Source organism: Klebsiella sp. NPDC088457 (assembly GCF_044900465.1).
Taxonomy (GTDB): Bacteria; Pseudomonadota; Gammaproteobacteria; order Enterobacterales; family Enterobacteriaceae; genus Klebsiella.
In genome coordinates, this window is record NZ_JBJDNH010000012.1 from 46484 (window position 1) to 65897 (window position 19414).

Here is a 19414-nt window from a genome sequence, read left to right on the forward strand (position 1 = left end):
AAAAAACCAGCCGGCGGCGATAATTCGCCGCCGGCATTGGCTTATTTCAGGCCCAGAGCGGCTTTCATGGTGTAGAACAGATCGGTCTGATCGGTTAATCCCACCACGTTAGCGGCATGCGGACCGTAGGCGGCGATGCGCAGCTGCGTGCCGGTGTGCTCCATCGACTCTTCTTCCGAGTTGCCGTAGCTGATAACCATCACGGAACCGTCTTTGGTGGTCAGCGCCTGAGTCAGACCCGGCGCTTTGGTCTCGGCGGGGATAATCTGGCTGGAGTGCGCATGGTCAGCGGTGACCACCACCAGCGTATTGCCCTCTTTTTTGGCAAACTCCAGCGCTTTTTGTACCGCTTCATCAAGATCGACGGTCTCACCAATCTGACCGCAGGGATTTGCCGCATGGTCCTGTTTGTCGATAGAAGCCCCTTCAACCTGCAGGAAGAAACCCTTCTCGTTGCGGCTCAGCAGGTTAATCGCTTTCTCGGTCATCTGTGCCAGCGTCGGAACGGAGGCGTCGCGTTTGCTATTCGTCGTGCAGGTAACCGCAGGTTTATCGATGTTACCGTGGTAAGAGGCTTTCGGCCCTTCCCAGCGAACCGGCATATTACCGTCAGAGAACAGGCCCAGCAGCGGCTTGTTCTGGTTAGCTTCGTCGATTGCCGCCAGCGAGCTGGCATCGGTCACAATCTGATAGCCGCGAGCGATGGCCTGATCGTGCAGGGTTTTTCCCTGCCATTCGCCGGCGGTGGCGGTTTCGGCGAAGGTTTTCGCGCCGCCGCCTAAGGTCACGTCCGCGCGGGCATTCAGCAGCTGTTCGGTAATGGAGCCCTTACCGCCTTTTTCCAGCGCATTGTCCGGGCATTTTTCGCTGGTTACGCTCGGGCCATAGCATTTACGTGAGGTGACGTGCGCCACCAGCGCCGCTGGCGTGGCATCCTGCAGCTCCGCCGTGGAGACGTTGCCGGTGGCAAAGCCCGCCGCCTTCGCCAGTTCAAGGATGGTCTGATGATCTTTTTCGTGGATATCGACGCCCAGCGCGCCATTATAGCTTTTCACACCGGTGGTCCAGGCGGTAGCGGACGCGGCGGAGTCGGTCACATAATCCGGTTTGCCGGTTTTCTTATCCAGAGAATAATGGGTGTACTGGCCGGTCAGCGGCAGCGCATCAATGCCTTTAAAGAAACCGCCCGCGCCTTCAGCATAATTGCGCGCAGCCGTAATTTCTGAATCGCCCATTCCGTCGCCAATCAGCAAAATAATATTCTTCGCCGGTTTGTTGATTAACGAGGCCTGGAGCGCGGCGGTCTGGTCGCCGCTTAACCGACGCGCGCCACCGGGGGCGGTGATATCGCCCTGAGCGGCACGATTCTCCAGAACCGGAGCGGCGGTGGTTTCGGCATGAATAGCCGGGGAACCCAGCAGAGGTATCAGGGCAATAAACAGGGCGCTTAATTTCACTTTTGTCGTCTCCATGTAAAAATACTTAAAAAACAAAACGAAGGAGACTTTATAAAAGTGAGATGACAGTAAAATGACAGCATCCATGTCCTGTCACAAGAACTAACTACGCGGATGCCGCAACAGCTTTTTTATATATTGCTGTAACAGCTGGGCGTCACGATCGTCTACCAGCGGGCCAGGGCTGGCCTGTTCAATCGCGTGCTCAATATCGTTAATTAGCGCCTGCTGCGCGTCCTGCGCCATATGACGCAGCAGCGCCGTCACGACTACCTCCAGCGCCTCAACCTGCACCGTCAATTCCTTTGCTTCCTCTTCCTTTTGCGCAAGGTTGACCAGTAGTTCGGCAATCAGATTCTTCATAGCACGTTATCCTTATGCGGGTTCCATTATTTGCTAGTTATGTCATACATCCGCCGTCGGATACCAGTATTATTTTTTAAAAATGATTATTCATCCCGGAATATAATAAGCGAAACGTTTTGCTCATTCTGCGCACGCCCGAGGAATAAACTCAGCACCAGAACAATACTGGTCATAACTAAATTCAATAGATAATAATAAAAAGGCATATTGCTATTCGGGTAATAACTATAGCGTATCACCATAATATATCTGATAGGCCAAATTCACGCTGTCTGGCGCGTCTTTACCGGCCAGACGAGCAATGATTATTTCACTTGCCGTTTTGCCGATGTCATAACGCGGGGTAATGACGCTGGCGATTTTCTGCAGACGCGCGCGACCGATTTCCAGCCCGTGGAAACCGGCAATGGCGATCTCCTGCGGTACCGATTTTCCCTGGGCCTGGCACTCCAGCAGCACGCCGACCGCAAGATCGTCATTGGTGCAAAAAATAGCGTCAATCTCCGGATGCGACTGCTGCATCTGCAGGAACATCTGGCGGCCAAGCGCGACCGAGGAGATGGTGCGCGGCGTCATATGATAGGCTTTCAGGCCATAGGCCGCGACGGCGCGTTCGGTACCGCGAAAACGGCTCAAATCGCGGGGATCGTCCATCGAACCAAAAAAAGCGATATGCCGCTTGCCGCTTTCCAGAAACGCATGGCTCATATCCCAGGCGGCTTTCTCATTATCAAACCCCACCTGAATATCGAGCGGCTCACCGCCAAAGTCCATCAGTTCAGCCACCGGAATACCGCTGGCGCGCACGTACTGGATCATGCGCTCACTGTGCTGTTTGCCGGTCAGGATCAGTCCGTCGATATTATACGAGAGTAAATTGAGCACTTCGCGCTCTTCACGCTGCGGATCGTAGCCGTAGTTGGCAATCAGGGTCTGATACTGATGCGCGGAGGTGACGGACTCAATCCCGGCGAGCACGTCGGCGAAAATCTGATTACGGAAGGAGGGGATCAGCACGCCTATCGTTTTACTGCGCGCGTTGAGCAAAATTTCCGGCGCCCGGTTAGGGATATAGTTGTTCTCTTCCATGACCTTAGCAATCAGCTCACGGCTGCGCTGCGATACCTGGCTCGGGTCGCGTAAATAACGGCTGACCGTCATTTTATTCAGCCCGGCCAGGTTCGCGATATCCTGTAATGTCATCCGGTTGTTTTTCATCGGGTTCTCTACGGCAAACGACGCATATGCTCGCAGAGAACCTTAACACAGCAGCTTCGTTTCTGTTAACCCGCAAGCTTCTTTGTTGTGATTAGAGGAGAGGCGCGTTCATCGTTGGCGCGTACGTGGTACATCAGCACCACCGAAGCCAACAGAGCGATAGCCATAAAGGTATAGGACACGCCGGGTCCGCCCATCACGCCATTCAGATAGCCCACCAGCCAGGCGCCGAGGAACGCGCCGAGCGCGCCGAAGCTGTTGATCAGCCCCATCGACACGCCGGAGACGTTGCGCGGCAGCAGCTCCGGAATTAACGCAAAGAACGGGCCGTACGGCGCATACATGCAGGCGGCGGCGATCACCAGCAGCGCATAAGAGAACCAGAAGGACTGGTTGCCAATCATCCAGGAACCGAAGAAGGCAATGGCGGCAATCAGCAGCAATGGCCAGATGAACAGCTTACGATTCTGGAACTTATCCGACAACCAGGAGACCGTCAGCATCAGGCAAATGGCCGCCAGATACGGGACCGCCGCCAGCCAGCCGACCGCCACGATATCCATCTGCGCCGCATTTTTCAGAATCGAAGGCATCCACATCATGAAACCGTACACCCCGATGCTCCACAGCGCATGGACGGCGCAGAGCATGACCACATTGCGCGAACGCAGCGCCTCGCCATAGTTGCGTACCGGCTTGATATGGCTCTGTTCGCTGTCCATCGCCTGCTGCAGGGTCTGTTTCTCCTGCGCGTTAAGCCATGAGACCTCGGACGGCTTGTCCCGCACCAGAATCCACCAGCAGATCGCCCACAGCATCGCCGGAATACCTTCAATGATAAACATTTCACGCCAGCCCCAGGCCTGGATCAGGTAGCCGGAGACGATGGACATCCACAATACCGTCACCGGGTTGCCAAGGATCAGGAAGGTATTGGCCCGCGAACGCTCGGTTTTGGTAAACCAGTTGCTGATATAAATCAGCATCGCCGGCATCACCGCCGCTTCCACCACCCCGAGAATAAAACGAATCGCCATCAGCATCGGAATATTGCTGACAAACCCGGTAGCCGCCGCGCAAAAGCCCCATAAAACCAGGCTGCAGAAAATCATTTTACGTACGCTGCGTTTTACCGCATATATCGCACCGGGAACCTGGAAAAAGAAATAACCCAGAAAGAATAACGCGCCAATAAGCGATGCGGTCCCTTTGGTAATGCCTAAATCACTTTCAATTCCCGCTGCGGCGTCAAAACCATAATTCGCGCGGTCGAGATAGGCCAGACTATAGGTAATAAAGATAATAGGCATTAAATACCACCAGCGACGCGCTGGTAATTTCGCGAGCATTTGCATATGCCATCCTCAGATTATGTGCATAATCAAACTGGTTTAATTATTTTATTATTCGTCGTCTTTCCGCGGGTTAAGACCGCAGACGAGAAAGACGACGAGCGCTTCACACGGCGGCAAGCATCCCGCCATCGACAAACAACAGGTGGCCATTCACAAAATTTGCCGCCGGGGAGGCCAGATACACCGCAGCGCCAATTAATTCTTCCGGTTTCCCCCAACGCGCGGCCGGAGTACGCTGATATAGCCAGGCGGAAAACGCCTCATCATTGACCAACGGCGCGGTCATTTCTGTCGCGAAATAACCCGGAGCAATCCCGTTGACCTGAATATTATATTCCGCCAGCTCGACGCACATGCCGCGGGTGAGCATTTTGACCGCCCCTTTCGATGCGGCGTACGGCGTAATGGTCTTGCGACCTAATTCACTCTGCATCGAACAAATGTTAATTATTTTCCCCGCCCGACGCGCCATCATATATTTGGCCACCTGCTGCGAAACGAGGAACACGCCCTTCTGGTTGACCTCAATCACCCGATCCCACTCCTCCTCAGGGAATTCGCTAAACGGGTAACGACGCTGAATACCGGCGTTATTGACCAAAATATCAATCGCGCCGATCTCCGCCTCAATGCGGGCGATCGCCTGTTCAACTTCCGCCGAACGGGTGACGTCAAAAGCGACCCCTACCGCACGATAGCCGAGGTCCACCAGCGCCTGCGCCGCGCGATCCGCTTTCTGTTGCGTCCGGTCATTGATGATGATCTCCGCCCCGTACTGCGCCAGGCCTTCGGCCAGCAGGTTACCGATGCCGCGGGCTGAACCGGTGATCAATGCGCGCTTGCCGGATAAATCGAATAGATTCTTCATAAAATCTCTTTTTTAAGTACTGTTATGCGTAACTGTATACGCGTAACAGTAGACATTTAAAGAGGGAGAGACAGAGAAATGATTAATTTGTGATCAGTGCGACATTTACGCAAAGAGAGGCGCTGGATGCGGCATTGGCGCCTGGCGCGCCAATGCCGGGAAAGAAGAGACTAGGCGGCGCGACGACGGCTGCGGCGCAACATCACGGCCAGCTGCCAGAGGTTGATCAACACGATAATCGCGGTGGCGATAAAGACCCAGCGGAAGCCGGCCATCGCCGATACCGATGCGCCAATCAACGGCCCGACAACATTTCCCAGATACATAAACGACTGGTTGTAACCGAAGATACGCCCGGTGACGTTATCGCTGCTGTACTTGAGCAACAGGGTTTGCACCGCCGGCAGCATCGCCCCGTCGGCAAAACCCAGCAGGAAGCGCAGGACGCCGAGCTGCAGCGGCGTGGTCACGAACGACATGGCAAAAAACATCACCACCGCACAGCACAGCGTCGCCAGCAGAATGCGCGCGGTGCCAATCCGATCGCCGAGTTTCCCCAACCGCGGCGCGGAGATCAGCGCGGAAACCCCGGGCACGGCGGCAATCATCCCGGCGAGAAACGCAATATTGTTGCTGTCCGGCGCCATCGATTTAATAAACAGCGCCAGAATCGGGCCAATGGAGCCGTTGCAGAGCTGAATCACCAGGGTGGTGAAAAACAGGCTAATCATCAGCCCCGGATAGGGTAGCGAAGCGAACACCTCTCTGCCGCTTAAACGATCGGCTTTGCTGGTCTGCGGCCGTACTCCCTCTTTAATCAGAAACAGCGTGACGAGGAAGCTCACCGTCAGCAGGATCGCGGTGATAAAAAAGACCGCCCGCAGGCCGACATGGTCGGCAAGGAAGCCGCCCAGCAGCGGCCCGCCGATCACGCCGCTAATCTGCGCCGTCGATAGGGTGCTGAGCGCCCAGCCGCTGCGCTCGCGCGGTACCTGGGAGGCCACCAGCGCCATGGCGTTCGGAATATAGCCGGAGGTCAGTCCCATCACCGCGCGCAGGATAAAAAGCTGCCAGACGTTGGTGGCGAAGGCCTGCAGCAGAATGGCCACCGCCATCCCCAGGGAGGCGCGCAGCAGCATCAGCTTACGCCCTTTACGGTCCGCCAAGCTGCCCCACATCGGCGAAACGATGGCCGAAACGAGGAAGGTGACGCTGAACGTCAGCCCCGACCACATCGATAAAGCCTCATGAGAGGTCACGCCCAGTTGGGAAACATAGAGCGGTAGAAAGGGGAGAATTTGGCTAATCGCCAGGCCGGTGAAAAAGCAGCCAAACCAGACGGAGATGAGATTGACCTTCCAGGATTCCATAACTACACGTATTCATTAATTTTTTGTGAATTATTACCTAGCTTAGCAATTTCCATCCGTCGACGTATTACCAGAGATGCGCTGGCGATGAGTTTAGTGTTTTATGACATTTGACTCCCATCGGGCGAACAATTTCGTGGTGAAATGCCACATAAGCAGTACGTTATCCCTAAGTTATCGCCCATACGGCGTGCGGTACGAGGAGATCCGTTCAAAAGCAGAAACGCTGCCCGCGCATCCCGAGATGGAAATGGTTGGCATGAGCGGCATTATATTCCGGCCCCAGCGCGTTGCCGAAGTAGTGGCAGCCGTTCGCCAGCAGCGTTTGCAGCCACGGATGATATTCCGCGTCCGGCCAGCCCTTCAGCACGCTGATGCGGCGGCCATCGGCTAAGCGAAAGCCGCTGATATCCAGCGCCTCCGCCGTCGCATGTTCGCTGCGCGGCGCGTTCTGGCGATGATAGATGTTGCGGCAGGCAAAGCTGCCAAGATGATCGATTTGCCGGAGATCGCTCGCCAGCATCCGGCGGGTCAGCGGTTTCGCCTGCTGTTCAACGTACAGCGCGCTGCTTAGCGCCAGCGAACAGCTGGCGAGGAAACTGCTGCTCAGTTTGACCGTGCCGAAGTCGCGTACCCGCACCACGTTTTCCAGCGGGCACGCGCCCCCGCTGTCGGCAGCGGGCTGGCTGGAGATGAGCCGTCGACGATTCGCCTCCTCCAGCAGACCGGCGCACTGCGCGGGCGTCAGTCGCCGCAGCTTGAACTGGCTGATAGTCCCCGGCGGGTCTTCCAGACGGAGCGGCGCCAGCGGATTATACGACGGGGGAAGATAACGATATCCGACGTAGCCGGCCGCCAGTAGCGCCAGCACAGCGATAAGACCCTTTCCTTTCACGCCGCCTCCCGTCGCTTTGCAATGTGAATATTATGGCAGCCATGCGGCGCTTACACATGCTATGTTATGCGTTTTGTTGTCATCAGGATGGAAGTTGAAATGGCTAAGATGAGGGTTGGGATCGTTTTTGGCGGTAAGTCGGCAGAACACGAAGTGTCGCTGCAGTCGGCGAAGAATATCGTTGAAGCGATTGATAAGACGCGCTTCGACGTGGTTCTGCTGGGGATTGATAAACAGGGGCTCTGGCATATCAACGACGCCGGTAACTATCTGTTAAATCCGCACGATCCCGCCCGTATTGCGCTGCGTCCCTCTGACGTCACTCTGGCGCAAATCCCGGGCCGCAACGCACAGCAGCTGATCGATGCCGACAGCGGCCAGCCGCTGGCAGCCATCGACGTCATTTTCCCGATTGTCCACGGTACGCTGGGTGAAGACGGCTCGCTGCAGGGCATGCTGCGGATGGCTAACCTGCCCTTCGTCGGTTCCGATGTCCTTGGCTCCGCGGCCTGCATGGACAAAGACGTCACCAAACGTCTGCTGCGTGACGCCGGCCTCTCTGTTGCCCCGTTCGTCACCCTGACCCGCGCCAACCGCCAGCAGTTCAGTTTTGCTGAAATTAAAGAAAAACTGGGCCTGCCGCTGTTTGTGAAACCGGCAAACCAGGGTTCTTCGGTTGGGGTCAGCAAAGTGAATAGCGAAGAGCAGTACCAGCAGGCGGTGGCGCTGGCCTTTGAATTCGACCACAAAGTGGTGGTTGAGCAGGGGGTTAAAGGCCGCGAGATCGAATGCGCGGTATTGGGCAACGACTTCCCCCAGGCCAGCACCTGCGGCGAAATCGTGCTGAACAGTGAATTCTATGCCTACGATACCAAGTACATTGACGATCAAGGTGCCAAAGTGGTGGTTCCTGCGGCCATCGATAGCGAAGTCAACGACAGCATCCGCGCTATTGCCGTGCGTGCCTACCAGACGCTGGGCTGTAGCGGAATGGCGCGGGTGGACGTGTTCCTGACGGCAGATAACGAGGTTATCATCAACGAAATCAATACGCTGCCAGGCTTTACCAATATCAGTATGTATCCAAAACTGTGGCAAGCCAGCGGCCTGGATTACACCAGCCTGATCAGCCGCCTGATTGAACTGGCGCTGGAGCGCCATGCGGCAGACCGCGCGCTGAAGACCTCGATGAATTGATGGTTTCCCCCCGGGTTGCGGCGCGCGGCGTCGTACCCGGGCTAACGGAAGAGATCCCCACAGCCCGGTAAGCCAGGCGCAGCCGGGGAAACCGGCCCCTTACGCTTCCTCAACCTGGCGACGGCGGATAATTTTTCCCGCAATCCAGAAGCTGATCACCCAGGTGACCAGACCGACGGCGTAGGATTGCCAGCCCTGAGTCTCCAGCCCCAGCAGCCCCACCACCCCGTTCAGAATAAAAATCAACCCCAGCGCAAAGGCGTAGTAGTGCCAGTCCCGGCGAATTTTTTCAGTGAGCTTCATAACCACTCCGACAACAAAAAAAACATCTTCGCACACCCGGAATCCGCGGTCTGTAGCCCCGCGGAGAATTATCAAACATTGAGATATTGCTCTAAATTCGACAAAAATTGTCGCCAGCCGACACAATGAGGAAAACAGGAATATTCCTGGGTGGAAATTACCAGCAATCCGATACTGCCAACCTCCGGCCGCTGCCAGAATGATCGCTAAGTAGCAGGTGCAAAACCCGCAGGTCAGTGAAGTTCGGAGGGTCAAATGGCAGAGTTCGCCTTTTCAAAATCAATTATCGGCGGCAAAAAGAGAGGGCCACTCACCAGCAGCAATATCGCCTACGCCCTGTTCGTGCTGTTTTGCTTCTGGGCCGGGGCGCAAATGTTGAGCATGCTGGTGCATGCCCCCGGCGTGTTCGAACACCTGATGCAGGTCCAGGACAATGACCGTCCCCGGATTGAGATCGGCCTGGCGGTGGGCACCCTGTTCGGCCTGATCCCCTTCCTGATCGGCTGCATGCTGGTCGGGGTGCTCGGGCTGATCCTACGCTGGCGCAACAACCGCTAGTTACGCGCCATGCAGCTGGCGCGCCGTTCATCAACGCGTTTGGCAAACCAGGCGGTTGTCAGATTACGCGTAATTTTCGGGCTCTCAAGCTGAATTCCCGGCAGCATCTCCCGCGGTAACGCCTTGCCCGCTTTCTTCTCCGCCAGACGATAAACCTGCTGGTACAAATCGGTTTTTTCAAACGCCAGGCTATCGCCCTTTTTCAGCTGGCGGTGGATATCATCATCGCTCATCGCCAGCTGCCCGGCTAACCGCCGCACCGCCAGCTCGGTCGTGCCTGCTTCATCGCTGTCATAACGAATTAAATCGCCGTCCAGCGCCAGCCTGACGCCGGTCGCTTTACTGACCGCATTCTGGAATGCGGCGTTGCGGCTGGCGTACCAGCCGGCGTTGAAATCGGCAAAGCGGTACAGCGGTACGCTGTAGTTGGCCGGGTAGTTCAGCAGATGATAGGTGCCGAACCACAGGCCGCCGCGCAGGCTGAACACCTCCTGGCGCACGGTGCCGTTGATTTTCCACGGATAGCCGTCGGTATGCTGCTGGGCAAACGCAATACTCACCTGCATCGGGCCGCCGGTATGCACCGGATTGAGCGAGCCAAAGAGCTTCTGCCCCATCGGCACCATGCCGATAAAATCATCAAACACGGCGCTGAGCTGCTTTTCGGTTTTTACGCCATCCAGGCGCTCACTGTAGCTTTTGCCATCAGGCGACGGAATTTTTAGCGCGGTATGCACGAGGAAAACCGGGATGTGCATCTTCTCCGCCCGGCGGTCTATCTCCTGCCAGGCGATTTTATTCAGCCCCGGCACCAGCGGATCGGATTGGTAGTTCGATTCCTGCTGCGCGACGGCCAGCACCGAACAGACGTTCTCTTCCGTCGGCGCCAGCTTCTGGCTGGCGAAGGTTTTCGCGATCGCCTGCGCCCATTGCTCGCGGTCTTTGACGCTGGCGGGCATTTTTTGCCGCACCACCGCCGCCACATCAACGGCCTTTTCGCCTTTTTTCACTACCGGAGCCTGCTGGCTGGTACAGGCGCTCAGCACCATCCCGGCCAGTAACGTCAGGGCGCATGGCGCGATCCGCGGCCCCGCTGTCGCCCTGCTCTTTCCTTGTCTATGCGTCATCCTGCAATCTGCCTCTGCAATTAGGTTGAGGTATCCGTCATTAATTCAGCGTTTGCGTTACCGGCTGCAGCTCTTTGCCATCAAGCTCGCGTTCAAAGCTGCGCAGACGTTTGTAGATCGACATCAGTTCCACCAGCGTCGTCCACGAGCTAATCAGATACTGGAACGAACCGCGCACCTGACCAAATACGTTAGTAATCTGCGTCATCAAACCGAGGGTAATCGTACCGGCAACGATCGACGGAAACAGCAGGAACAAGCCGAAAACGTTATCCACCTGCAGATAAAGAATACGGGCGATGTTGAAGTACATGTAGTGGAAATAGAGTCGGAAATAGTTGCGCCGCACGGCGCTGAACAGCTCGCGTACCGTCGGCGGCGTGGCGCGGGATTCATCATCTTCGCCATAGACCAGCTCTTTACGATACGCCGCCTCCACCCGCTGATTTTTAAATTCCAGTCCCGGCAGCTTAATCCCCACCACCGCCAGCAGGCCGGTCCCCATCAGCGACCACACCACCGCGGCAATCACCAGGCCATACGGCAGATGGCCGACAATCGGCAGGTCCGGCACATGCGCGGACAAGGTGACCAGCACCGGCAGGAAGGCAATCAGCGTCATCACGGCGTTGATAAAGCTCACCCCCATGTCCTCAAGCGTGGAGGCAAAGCGCATAGTGTCTTCCTGCACACGCTGGGCGGCGCCTTCGATATGGCGCAGGTGATGCCAGTGCGCCATATAGTGTTCGTTCATCGCGGTACGCCAGCGGAAGACATAGTGGCTGACGAAGAAGTTATTCATAACGCCAATAATCACCGCAATGATCGCGATGCCAAGGAACACGCCAATCTCCTGATAGAACTGGTTGATACTGACTTTGTGCGGCGTGGCCAGCGCGGTCTGAATCAGATCGTAGAACGGAGCGTACCAGGCGTTGATCGCCACCCCGACCTCCACCAGAAACCAGGTAACGAAGATAATCAGCGAGGTGCCGAGGATGGACCAGTACTGCCAGCGGTGCGGGCTATAAGTAAACCAAAACAGGGCAAAAACGCCGACGCAGAACACGTAGTAGGCGTAAAACAGCAGATAGTTCAGCGACCAGAACCGCGCGGCGCTGATGGCCACATTTTGCGAGGCTCCGGTTAAACGCAGCAGCCAGTCGCCGCCGCCCGCCTGCCAAAAGATCACTGCCAGCAGCGACCAGATAAAGGCAGAGAGAAAAAACGGCCCTGGTTTAGGGAAAAAAGATTTAAACATCATGCACTCCTGCTAACTTCTTTATCGTTATGGTTATGCTGTGTACCACAAAAACGCCCGCCGCATAACGGGTGCGGCAATGAAAGGCGACCGGATGATGAGACCGAATATCAGCAGCTTAGTTCGTCTGCCATGCGCGCAGAATTGTTTCCACGGGTTTCACATGTAAAGGATTGCCAGGGACGGTCAGCGTACGCCAGACCTCGTTGTAGTGGGCGATTAGCGTTTTCGCCTGCGCCGCGGGACGGTTGGCGGTGGTGTGCGCATCTTCGGCAACGGTGATGGCATAACCCCGGCTGGCGCCGTTCTTGATGGTGGTATCGACACAATAGTCGGTGGCGCAGCCGCAAATCACGAACTGGCCGACGTTCAGGTCGCGCAATACCTGCGTAAGACGGGTTTTATAGAACGCATCGCAGGCGGTTTTGGTGACATAAAGCGATCCTGCCGGTTGCTCCAGCTCCGCCAGCAGGGCAAAACCTTCGCTGCCCTCTTCCAGGCCGCCGTCCTCGGCGTGTTGAATAAAAATAACGCGATCTGCGGCGCGTATCAGATGGTTAATTTGTGCGACGCAGCGCGCACGCTCAATGCGCGGGGTCGCAAAGACGCCATTTTGCATATCTACTACCATTACCACCCGTTGAGCCGTCATATCTCTCTCACCATCCGCTTAAACAAACGCTAATCATACCCGCCCGCCGGGTAAAGCGGATATCCGGATGCGTAAAAAAGTCCTTTTTACGCACCGTTACGTTTTTCCGCAAAATATTGACGTTATTCCCACCTTGCTCTGCCTCGCTTCGTAGTATAAATACGCCTTATATCTCTTCTCATTTTTATGGATACCCCAGTTGAAACGTAGTCTGCTCATTTTTGCTGCGCTGTGCGTGGCGTCGTGGACATCGGTCCAGGCTGCTCAACCGATCGTTGACCCGGAATTTGCCTCCAACGTGGTCGATCGTTACGCCAACCATATCTATTACGGCAGCGGCGCCACCGGAATGGCGCTGGTGGTTATCGACGGTAACCAGCGCGTATTCCGCAGCTTTGGCGAAACGCGCCCGGGCAACAATGAGCATCCGCAGCTGGATTCGGTTATTCGCATTGCCTCGTTGAGTAAACTGATGACCAGCGAAATGCTGGTAAAAATGCTCGATCAGGGCGTCGTGAAGCTTAACGATCCGCTGAGCAAGTACGCGCCGCCGGGCGCGCGGGTGCCGACCTACCAGGGGACGCCGATTACGCTGGTTAACCTGGCGACGCATACCAGCGCCCTGCCGCGGGAGCAGCCGGGCGGAGCGGCGCATCGTCCGGTCTTCGTCTGGCCGACGCGCCAGCAGCGCTGGGCGTGGCTGTCGACGGCCTCGCTGAAAACGGCCCCCGGCTCGCAGGCCGCCTACTCAAACCTGGCGTTTGACCTGCTGGCGGACGCCCTCTCCACCGCCGCGGGTAAACCTTATCCGCAGCTCTTTGAAGAGCAAATCACCCGCCCGCTGGGGATGAAAGACACCACCTTCACGCCATCGCCGGATCAATGCGCCCGCCTGATGGTCGCCGAGAAAGGCGCCAGCCCGTGTAACAATACGCTGGCGGCGATCGGCAGCGGCGGCGTTTATTCAACCCCTGGCGATATGATGCGCTGGATGCAGCAGTTCCTCTCGTCCGACTTTTATACCCGCGGGCGACAGGCTGACCGTATGCAAACGCTGATTTATCAGCGTAGCCAGCTGACCCGGGTCATCGGTATGGATGTGCCGGGGAAAGCCGATGCGCTCGGTCTCGGCTGGGTCTACATGAAACCCAAAAATGGTCATCCGGGAATAATCCAGAAAACCGGCGGCGGCGGCGGATTTATCACCTATATGGCGATGAACCCGCAGGCGAACGTCGGCGCCTTCGTGGTGGTCACCCGTTCATCGCTGACCCGCTTTAGCAGCATGAGTGACGGTATCAACGATTTGGTCAGCGAACTGAGCGGCGGACAGCCGGCGGCAATACCAGAATCCTGATAAGATCGCGGGATGGCGCGCCGAAGGATGAGCGCATTAATGCTTCCTTTGGCGAAACATCCCGGCGCTATTTCGGTTAGACTATTTGCTTTCATTTCACAAAATCAGGCAAACCATGACAGATTTAATCACTCGCCCCCGCCGCCTACGTCAGTCCGCTTCGCTGCGCGCCATGTTTGAAGAGACAACACTGAGTTTGAACGACCTGGTGTTGCCGATCTTTGTTGAAGAAGAAATCGACGATTACAAAGCCATTGAAGCCATGCCCGGCGTGATGCGCATTCCGGAAAAACAGCTGGCCCGTGAAATTGAGCGAATTGCCAATGCCGGTATCCGTTCGGTAATGACCTTCGGTATCTCTCACCATACCGATGCGACCGGCAGCGATGCGTGGAACGAAAACGGCCTGGTCGCGCGGATGTCGCGGATCTGTAAGGATGCGGTACCGGAGATGATCGTCATGTCCGATACTTGCTTCTGTGAATACACCTCGCACGGCCACTGCGGCGTACTGTGCGACCACGGCGTCGATAACGACGCGACCCTGGTGAACCTCGGGAAGCAGGCGGTCGTTGCCGCCGCGGCCGGCGCCGACTTCATTGCGCCATCCGCCGCAATGGATGGCCAGGTGCAGGCGATTCGCCAGGCGCTGGACGCCGCCGGGTTTACCAACACGGCGATCATGTCCTACTCCACCAAATTTGCTTCTTCGTTCTACGGCCCGTTCCGTGAAGCGGCCGGTACCGCGTTGAAAGGCGATCGTAAGACCTACCAGATGAGCCCGATGAACCGCCGCGAAGCGATTCGTGAATCCCTGCTGGATGAAGCCCAGGGCGCAGATTGCCTGATGGTAAAACCGGCCGGCGCCTATCTGGATATTCTGCGCGATATCCGCGAGCGCAGCGATCTGCCGATCGGGGCCTACCAGGTCAGCGGTGAATACGCGATGATCAAATTTGCCGCCCAGGCGGGCGCCATCGATGAACAGAAAGTGGTTCTGGAAAGCCTTGGCGCCATTAAACGCGCCGGCGCGGATCTGATCTTCAGCTATTTCGCCCGCGATCTGGCCGAAAAGAAAATCCTGCGTTAATCCCCTCGTCTTCCCCGGTCGCGCTGCGCTGACCGGGGCTGCTGTCCCGACCGTTCCCTGGCCCGCCGATACCGAATATTCACTTAACTGCAATATAAGCGACATTTCCACCTTCTACTGTCTGGGCAGGACGGAGGAGGAAGCGCTATGTTTAGTCTCGACAATGTACTCGACGACCTGTGGCCTCAGGCGAGGCCTGCCCCCTGGCAAAAGAAACTGTTAAAAAAATTACTGCATGAGGATGAGTTTCAACAATTTGCCGCTCGCCATCGCCACCTGAAAGGGCTTGATACGGTCGAACAGGTGCTGGAACATCTCAACATCCGCTGCGCCATTCCGGCGCACGATCTGGAACAAATCCCCGAACACGGCCCGCTGGTTATCGTCGCTAACCATCCCACCGGCACGCTTGATGGCCTTGCGCTGCTCTACGCCGTCTCCCGGGTGCGCCGCGATGTCAAAGTGGTGACCAATCGCCTGCTGACCCATCTTGAACCGCTCAGTTCGCTGTTTATTCCCGTCGACAACATCAACGGCCGCACCGCCAAAGCGGCGCTACAGCAGATGGATCGGCAGCTGCAGAACGGCGGAGTGCTGATCTTTTTCCCGGCGGGCGAGGTCTCGCGCGTTACGCCCCGGGGGATCCGCGATAAAAAATGGCACTCCGGTTTTATCAAACTGGCGAATAAATACCGCGCTCCGCTGCTCCCGGTTTGGATTCGCGCGCACAACAGCGCGCTGTTTTACGCCAGCGCCCTGGTGTCAGCTAACCTGCCGCTACTGCTGCTGATGCAGCAAATGTTCCGCCGGCGCAACAGCAGTCTGCCGATCGGTATCGGGGAACAGATTGCCTGGTCCGCCTGGCACTGCGCGCAAACACCGGCTCGCGAACTGGCGGACCGCTGCTATCGCCACGTCGAACGGCTGGGCAAAGGGCTGCCTGGGCTCTTCAAAACGGAAAGCGCCATTGCCCGCCCCGAAGATCGCGCGCTGCTCAAGCGCGAGCTTAGCCGGACGGAGTGTCTGGGGCGCACGGCGGATGGCAAAGTCATCTACCTGTGGCAGCGCCATGGTCAGGACGATGCGCCGCTGCTGCGTGAGCTGGGTCGTCTGCGGGAAATTGCCTTTCGCGCGGTCGGCGAAGGCAGCGGCAAGCGTCGCGACGTCGACAGCTATGACGACGATTACCTGCATCTGATTCTGTGGGATGAAGACGATCTGGAAATCGTCGGCGCCTATCGCTTTATGCCTACCGCAATGCAGCGGGAAAAACGCGGTCTGGAAGGGATCTACAGCTACAGCCTGTTCCATTACGACGACCGGATGAATGATATCCTCACCCACGGCATTGAACTGGGACGCAGTTTTATTCAACCGCGCTACTGGGGCCGCCGCGGGCTGGATTATCTGTGGTCGGGTATCGGCGCTTATCTGGCGCGCTACCCGCACTACCGTTACCTGTTCGGCCCGGTTTCCATTTCCGGCGGCCTGCCGCCTGCGGCACGCGATCTGCTGGTGGCCTTCTATCGCCTGTGGTTCCCGGCCAGCCATCCGCTGGCGGAATCTCGTCGGCCCTACCCCGCCTCGCTGCCCGATGTGCTGGCGCAGTTCGGCGGGGAGGATTACAGCGAAGACCTCACGCGGCTGAAGTCGCTGCTGGGTAACCTCGGCTGCGCCATTCCGCCGCTGTATAAGCAATATTCCGAGGTCTGCGAACCCGGCGGGGTGCAGTTTATCGACTTCGGCAGCGACCCGGACTTCAACAACTGCGTCGATGGCCTGGTGCTGGTGGATTTAACGTATCTGAAGGCCAACCGCTATCAGCGCTACATCGGGGCGCATCTGTAACCTGAACCCCGGCCTGCGGCGCGTGGCGCCTGAGCCGGGCTACGGCGGGCTTTAACCGGCGCGATAATAGGGCTTATCGCCGAGGATCGTCGCCCGATGCATAATCCGCCGCTGCGGCAGGTAGTCCGCATTGGCGTAATGCTGCGTCACCCGGTTATCCCAGATCGCCACGTCGTTGGGCTGCCAGCGCCAGCGTACCTGAAACTCAGGCTTCGTGACGTGGGCGAACAGGAAGCCCAGCAGCGCCTCGCTCTCTTTTTCCGTGACGTCGACAATGCGGGTCGTGAACCCTTCGTTGACGAACAGCGCCTGCTTGCCGGTCACCGGATGGGTACGCACCACCGGATGTAGCAGCGGCGGGTTCTTGGCCACCGCCTCCAGCCAGCGCTGGTGCTCCTCTTCCGTTTTGCGGTATTTGTACTCCTGGAACGATTTGCGGAAATCATGCTCCGCCCGCAGGCCGCTTAGCAGCTGGCGGAAAGGTTCGGAAAGCGCCTCATACGCCGCCACGCCGCTGGTCCACAGCGTATCGCCCCCGGTGGCGGGCAGCTCTTTCGCCGCCAGAATCGCCCCGGCCGGCGGGGTCGCGATAAAGGTGACATCGGTATGCCAGTTATCGTTATCCGGCGGATTATCGTCATGGGTATCCAGCACGATAATCTCATCGACGCCCGGGGCATGGGGGTAGACCGGGTGAATATGCAGGTCGCCAAAGCGCAAAGCGAGATCGCGCTGCTGCTGCGGGGTGATATTCTGTTCACGCAGGAATACCACCTGGTGGCGCAGCACCGCGTGATACAGCTGTTCAAACTGATTATCGCTCAGCGGACGGGTCAGGTCCGCGCCGGCAACCTGCGCGCCAATATATGGCCCCAGTGGGGTAATGCTCAGACGTTCACTCATTGTACTTCTCCATGCCAGGGCGTCAGGCGGCGCTGCAACGCGCGCAGTCCCAGTTCTAACAGAAAGGCGATTATCGCAATGACCGCAATCCCGGCCAGCACCACATCGGTCGCCAGGAATTCACCGGCGGATTGCACCATAAAACCTAAACCACGGGTGGCGGCGATAAGCTCCGCGGCCACCAGCGTCGACCAGCCCACGCCCAGCCCAATGCGCAAACCGGTCAGAATTTCCGGCAAGGCGCCGGGTAAAATCACCAGCCACAGCACCTGCGCGCGGCTGGCGCCTAAAGACTGCGCGGCGCGAATACGCACCTGCTGGGCGCTTTTTACCCCCGCCAGCGCCGACATCGCCACCGGCGCGAAAATCGCCAGGTAGATCAACAAGATCTTCGAGGTTTCCCCGATGCCGAACCAGATCACCATCAGCGGCAGATAGGCCAGCGGCGGTACCGGGCGATACAGTTCGATCAGCGGATCGAGGATCCCGCGCGCCGTCGGGCTCAGGCCCATCGCGATCCCCACCGGGACGCCGATAACCACCGCCGCCGCCAGCGCGATCACGATCCGCGTCAGGCTTGCCGCCAGATGCTGCCAAAGGGTGGCATCCATAAAGCCCTGCGGGCCGGCAATGGTAATCAGCTTCTGCAACACCTGACCCGGCGGCGGGAGGAATAGCGGGCTAATCAGCTGCAGAGCGGCCACCGCCCACCAGATCGCCAGCACGACCGCCAGCGTCGACAGGCTCAGCGTCAGCTGACGGGAGAGCGGCCAGCGCCACTTCAGCGCCCGCTGACGCGGTTTGTCGTTAATCACCACGCTCATGAGAAAGCCTCCCGTTGTTCAAATACCCGGCTCAGGACATATTCACGCTGTTCGATAAACTGCGGGTCAGATTTAATGCTGCGGCAGGACTCTCCGGCCACGAAACGCCGGCCAAAATTCAGCGGTAACCGCTCCAGCACCTGGCCCGGTCCCGGCGACAGCAGCACCAGTTCAGTGGCCATAAAGACGGCCTCTTCAATATCATGCGTAATCAGCAGCACCTGTTTGCCGGTCTCATGCCACAGGCCGAGCAGCAGGGTCTGCATCTGTTCGCGGGTAAAGGCATCCAGCGCGCCAAACGGTTCATCCAGCAACAGCAGCTGCGGATTTGCCGCCAGCGCCCGGGCAATCCCCACCCGCTGCCGCTGGCCGCCGGAAAGCTGCCAGATAAAGCGTTTTTCCGCCCCTTCCAGCCCGACCTTTTTCAACATCTGCGCCGCCGTTTCGCGACGGCTGGCTTTGTCCACGCCCGCCAGCTGTAGCCCCAGCGCGACGTTATCCTGCACGTTGCGCCACGGCAGCAGGCCTTCGTGCTGAAAGACCACGCCGCGCTCGGCGCCCGGGCCCTCAACACGCTGGCCTTCGAGAGTGATGCTGCCGTGCTGATAAGGCACAAATCCGGCAATCAGGTTCAGTAGCGTGGTTTTACCGCAGCCGGAGGGCCCGAGGACCACCAGCAATTCGCCGCTGTCCAGCGTCAGGTTGATATCTGCCAGCGCCGGTTTACCGCCGTAGTCGGCAGAGAGATGCGAGATTTGCAGCATC

The 19414-nt window shown here is 57.7% G+C and carries 19 protein-coding genes; 5 read left to right on the top strand and 14 right to left on the bottom strand.

Features of this window, described 5'->3' with window-relative positions; all coding sequences use genetic code 11:
• Positions 1-41 precede the first annotated feature (41 nt).
• From phoA to ACI2JR_RS09755, 7 genes are all read right to left on the bottom strand, one after another.
• Positions 42-1472, bottom strand: coding sequence for an alkaline phosphatase (gene phoA / locus ACI2JR_RS09725; RefSeq protein ID WP_462478423.1), 1431 nt, complete (start codon positions 1470-1472; stop codon positions 42-44).
• An 87-nt stretch (positions 1473-1559) separates the two neighbouring features.
• Positions 1560-1820, bottom strand: coding sequence for an anti-adapter protein IraP (iraP, locus tag ACI2JR_RS09730; protein ID WP_004858488.1), 261 nt, complete (start codon positions 1818-1820; stop codon positions 1560-1562).
• Between the two features lie 228 nt (positions 1821-2048).
• A complete protein-coding gene (locus ACI2JR_RS09735) occupies positions 2049-3041 on the bottom strand; it encodes a DNA-binding transcriptional regulator IdnR (RefSeq protein ID WP_132728347.1) in 993 nt (330 codons plus the stop codon).
• 65 nt (positions 3042-3106) lie between these two features.
• Positions 3107-4396 (bottom strand): MFS transporter, encoded by a 1290-nt coding sequence (locus ACI2JR_RS09740; RefSeq protein ID WP_462478424.1) that lies wholly within the window; start codon positions 4394-4396, stop codon positions 3107-3109.
• Between the two features lie 103 nt (positions 4397-4499).
• Positions 4500-5264 (bottom strand): gluconate 5-dehydrogenase, encoded by a 765-nt coding sequence (gene idnO, locus ACI2JR_RS09745; RefSeq protein WP_462478425.1) that lies wholly within the window; start codon positions 5262-5264, stop codon positions 4500-4502.
• Positions 5265-5434: 170 nt separating this feature from the next.
• The gene (locus tag ACI2JR_RS09750) at positions 5435-6634 is read right to left on the bottom strand and encodes a multidrug efflux MFS transporter (RefSeq protein ID WP_132728341.1); all 1200 of its coding nucleotides are present in this window, start codon (positions 6632-6634) and stop codon (positions 5435-5437) included.
• A gap of 211 nt (positions 6635-6845) precedes the next feature.
• Positions 6846-7529 (bottom strand): extensin-like domain-containing protein, encoded by a 684-nt coding sequence (locus ACI2JR_RS09755; protein ID WP_132728339.1) that lies wholly within the window; start codon positions 7527-7529, stop codon positions 6846-6848.
• Between the two features lie 99 nt (positions 7530-7628).
• Here ACI2JR_RS09755 and ddlA point away from each other — a divergent pair, with 99 nt between their 5' ends.
• On the top strand, positions 7629-8726 hold the full coding sequence (ddlA, locus tag ACI2JR_RS09760) for a D-alanine--D-alanine ligase (RefSeq protein WP_132728337.1): 1098 nt from the start codon (positions 7629-7631) through the stop codon (positions 8724-8726).
• A gap of 99 nt (positions 8727-8825) precedes the next feature.
• On the opposite strand, the gene ACI2JR_RS09765 is transcribed toward ddlA, so the two are convergent.
• Positions 8826-9029: a DUF2754 family protein gene (locus tag ACI2JR_RS09765; RefSeq protein WP_462478426.1), complete on the bottom strand. Its 204-nt coding sequence runs from the start codon at positions 9027-9029 to the stop codon at positions 8826-8828.
• Positions 9030-9284: 255 nt separating this feature from the next.
• Between ACI2JR_RS09765 and ACI2JR_RS09770 the strand changes: the two genes are divergently transcribed.
• On the top strand, positions 9285-9587 hold the full coding sequence (locus ACI2JR_RS09770) for a DUF2755 family protein (RefSeq protein ID WP_462478427.1): 303 nt from the start codon (positions 9285-9287) through the stop codon (positions 9585-9587).
• Here the strand turns inward: ACI2JR_RS09770 and ACI2JR_RS09775 are convergent.
• The 3 genes from ACI2JR_RS09775 to ACI2JR_RS09785 form a co-directional block, all read right to left on the bottom strand.
• Entirely contained in the window at positions 9584-10714 is a 1131-nt protein-coding gene (locus ACI2JR_RS09775) for a DUF1615 domain-containing protein (RefSeq protein ID WP_165905679.1), read from the bottom strand. The two genes, ACI2JR_RS09770 and ACI2JR_RS09775, sit on opposite strands and share 4 nt — an antisense overlap.
• 40 nt (positions 10715-10754) lie before the next feature.
• Positions 10755-11975, bottom strand: coding sequence for a peptide antibiotic transporter SbmA (gene sbmA, locus ACI2JR_RS09780; protein WP_132729002.1), 1221 nt, complete (start codon positions 11973-11975; stop codon positions 10755-10757).
• A 118-nt stretch (positions 11976-12093) separates the two neighbouring features.
• Positions 12094-12606, bottom strand: a complete 513-nt coding sequence (locus ACI2JR_RS09785; RefSeq protein ID WP_462478471.1) for an isochorismatase family protein — start codon at positions 12604-12606, stop codon at positions 12094-12096.
• 220 nt (positions 12607-12826) lie between these two features.
• Here ACI2JR_RS09785 and ampH point away from each other — a divergent pair, with 220 nt between their 5' ends.
• The 3 genes from ampH to ACI2JR_RS09800 all read left to right on the top strand — a co-directional run bounded on the left by ampH (position 12827) and on the right by ACI2JR_RS09800 (position 16922).
• Complete coding sequence (gene ampH / locus ACI2JR_RS09790) at positions 12827-13984, top strand: D-alanyl-D-alanine-carboxypeptidase/endopeptidase AmpH (protein WP_132728330.1); 1158 nt, start codon at positions 12827-12829, stop codon at positions 13982-13984.
• Between the two features lie 115 nt (positions 13985-14099).
• Positions 14100-15074 (top strand): porphobilinogen synthase, encoded by a 975-nt coding sequence (gene hemB, locus ACI2JR_RS09795; RefSeq protein ID WP_132728328.1) that lies wholly within the window; start codon positions 14100-14102, stop codon positions 15072-15074.
• A 147-nt stretch (positions 15075-15221) separates the two neighbouring features.
• Complete coding sequence (locus tag ACI2JR_RS09800; RefSeq protein WP_462478428.1) at positions 15222-16922, top strand: lysophospholipid acyltransferase family protein; 1701 nt, start codon at positions 15222-15224, stop codon at positions 16920-16922.
• A gap of 51 nt (positions 16923-16973) precedes the next feature.
• Here ACI2JR_RS09800 and tauD read toward each other — a convergent pair whose 3' ends face one another.
• From tauD to tauB, 3 genes are read right to left on the bottom strand one after another with little or no spacing between them, the layout of a single operon-like run.
• A complete protein-coding gene (tauD, locus tag ACI2JR_RS09805; protein ID WP_132728325.1) occupies positions 16974-17825 on the bottom strand; it encodes a taurine dioxygenase in 852 nt (283 codons plus the stop codon).
• On the bottom strand, positions 17822-18649 hold the full coding sequence (tauC, locus tag ACI2JR_RS09810) for a taurine ABC transporter permease TauC (RefSeq protein WP_132728324.1): 828 nt from the start codon (positions 18647-18649) through the stop codon (positions 17822-17824). Before tauC ends, tauD begins: the two co-directional genes overlap by 4 nt.
• Positions 18646-19413 (bottom strand): taurine ABC transporter ATP-binding subunit, encoded by a 768-nt coding sequence (gene tauB, locus ACI2JR_RS09815; protein WP_132729000.1) that lies wholly within the window; start codon positions 19411-19413, stop codon positions 18646-18648. Before tauB ends, tauC begins: the two co-directional genes overlap by 4 nt.
• Position 19414 lies beyond the last annotated feature (1 nt).

What these genes read in the sequence shown, in the direction of transcription:
- phoA (WP_462478423.1), bottom strand. Translation starts at nt 1,472, where the DNA reads ATGGAGACGACAAAAGTGAAATTAAGCGCCCTGTTTATTGCCCTGATA.
- iraP (WP_004858488.1), bottom strand. Translation starts at nt 1,820, where the DNA reads ATGAAGAATCTGATTGCCGAACTACTGGTCAACCTTGCGCAAAAGGAA.
- ACI2JR_RS09735 (WP_132728347.1), bottom strand. Translation starts at nt 3,041, where the DNA reads ATGAAAAACAACCGGATGACATTACAGGATATCGCGAACCTGGCCGGG.
- ACI2JR_RS09740 (WP_462478424.1), bottom strand. Translation starts at nt 4,396, where the DNA reads ATGCAAATGCTCGCGAAATTACCAGCGCGTCGCTGGTGGTATTTAATG.
- idnO (WP_462478425.1), bottom strand. Translation starts at nt 5,264, where the DNA reads ATGAAGAATCTATTCGATTTATCCGGCAAGCGCGCATTGATCACCGGT.
- ACI2JR_RS09750 (WP_132728341.1), bottom strand. Translation starts at nt 6,634, where the DNA reads ATGGAATCCTGGAAGGTCAATCTCATCTCCGTCTGGTTTGGCTGCTTT.
- ddlA (WP_132728337.1), top strand. Translation starts at nt 7,629, where the DNA reads ATGGCTAAGATGAGGGTTGGGATCGTTTTTGGCGGTAAGTCGGCAGAA.
- ACI2JR_RS09765 (WP_462478426.1), bottom strand. Translation starts at nt 9,029, where the DNA reads ATGAAGCTCACTGAAAAAATTCGCCGGGACTGGCACTACTACGCCTTT.
- ACI2JR_RS09770 (WP_462478427.1), top strand. Translation starts at nt 9,285, where the DNA reads ATGGCAGAGTTCGCCTTTTCAAAATCAATTATCGGCGGCAAAAAGAGA.
- ACI2JR_RS09775 (WP_165905679.1), bottom strand. Translation starts at nt 10,714, where the DNA reads ATGACGCATAGACAAGGAAAGAGCAGGGCGACAGCGGGGCCGCGGATC.
- sbmA (WP_132729002.1), bottom strand. Translation starts at nt 11,975, where the DNA reads ATGTTTAAATCTTTTTTCCCTAAACCAGGGCCGTTTTTTCTCTCTGCC.
- ACI2JR_RS09785 (WP_462478471.1), bottom strand. Translation starts at nt 12,606, where the DNA reads ATGGTAGTAGATATGCAAAATGGCGTCTTTGCGACCCCGCGCATTGAG.
- hemB (WP_132728328.1), top strand. Translation starts at nt 14,100, where the DNA reads ATGACAGATTTAATCACTCGCCCCCGCCGCCTACGTCAGTCCGCTTCG.
- ACI2JR_RS09800 (WP_462478428.1), top strand. Translation starts at nt 15,222, where the DNA reads ATGTTTAGTCTCGACAATGTACTCGACGACCTGTGGCCTCAGGCGAGG.
- tauD (WP_132728325.1), bottom strand. Translation starts at nt 17,825, where the DNA reads ATGAGTGAACGTCTGAGCATTACCCCACTGGGGCCATATATTGGCGCG.
- tauC (WP_132728324.1), bottom strand. Translation starts at nt 18,649, where the DNA reads ATGAGCGTGGTGATTAACGACAAACCGCGTCAGCGGGCGCTGAAGTGG.
- tauB (WP_132729000.1), bottom strand. Translation starts at nt 19,413, where the DNA reads ATGCTGCAAATCTCGCATCTCTCTGCCGACTACGGCGGTAAACCGGCG.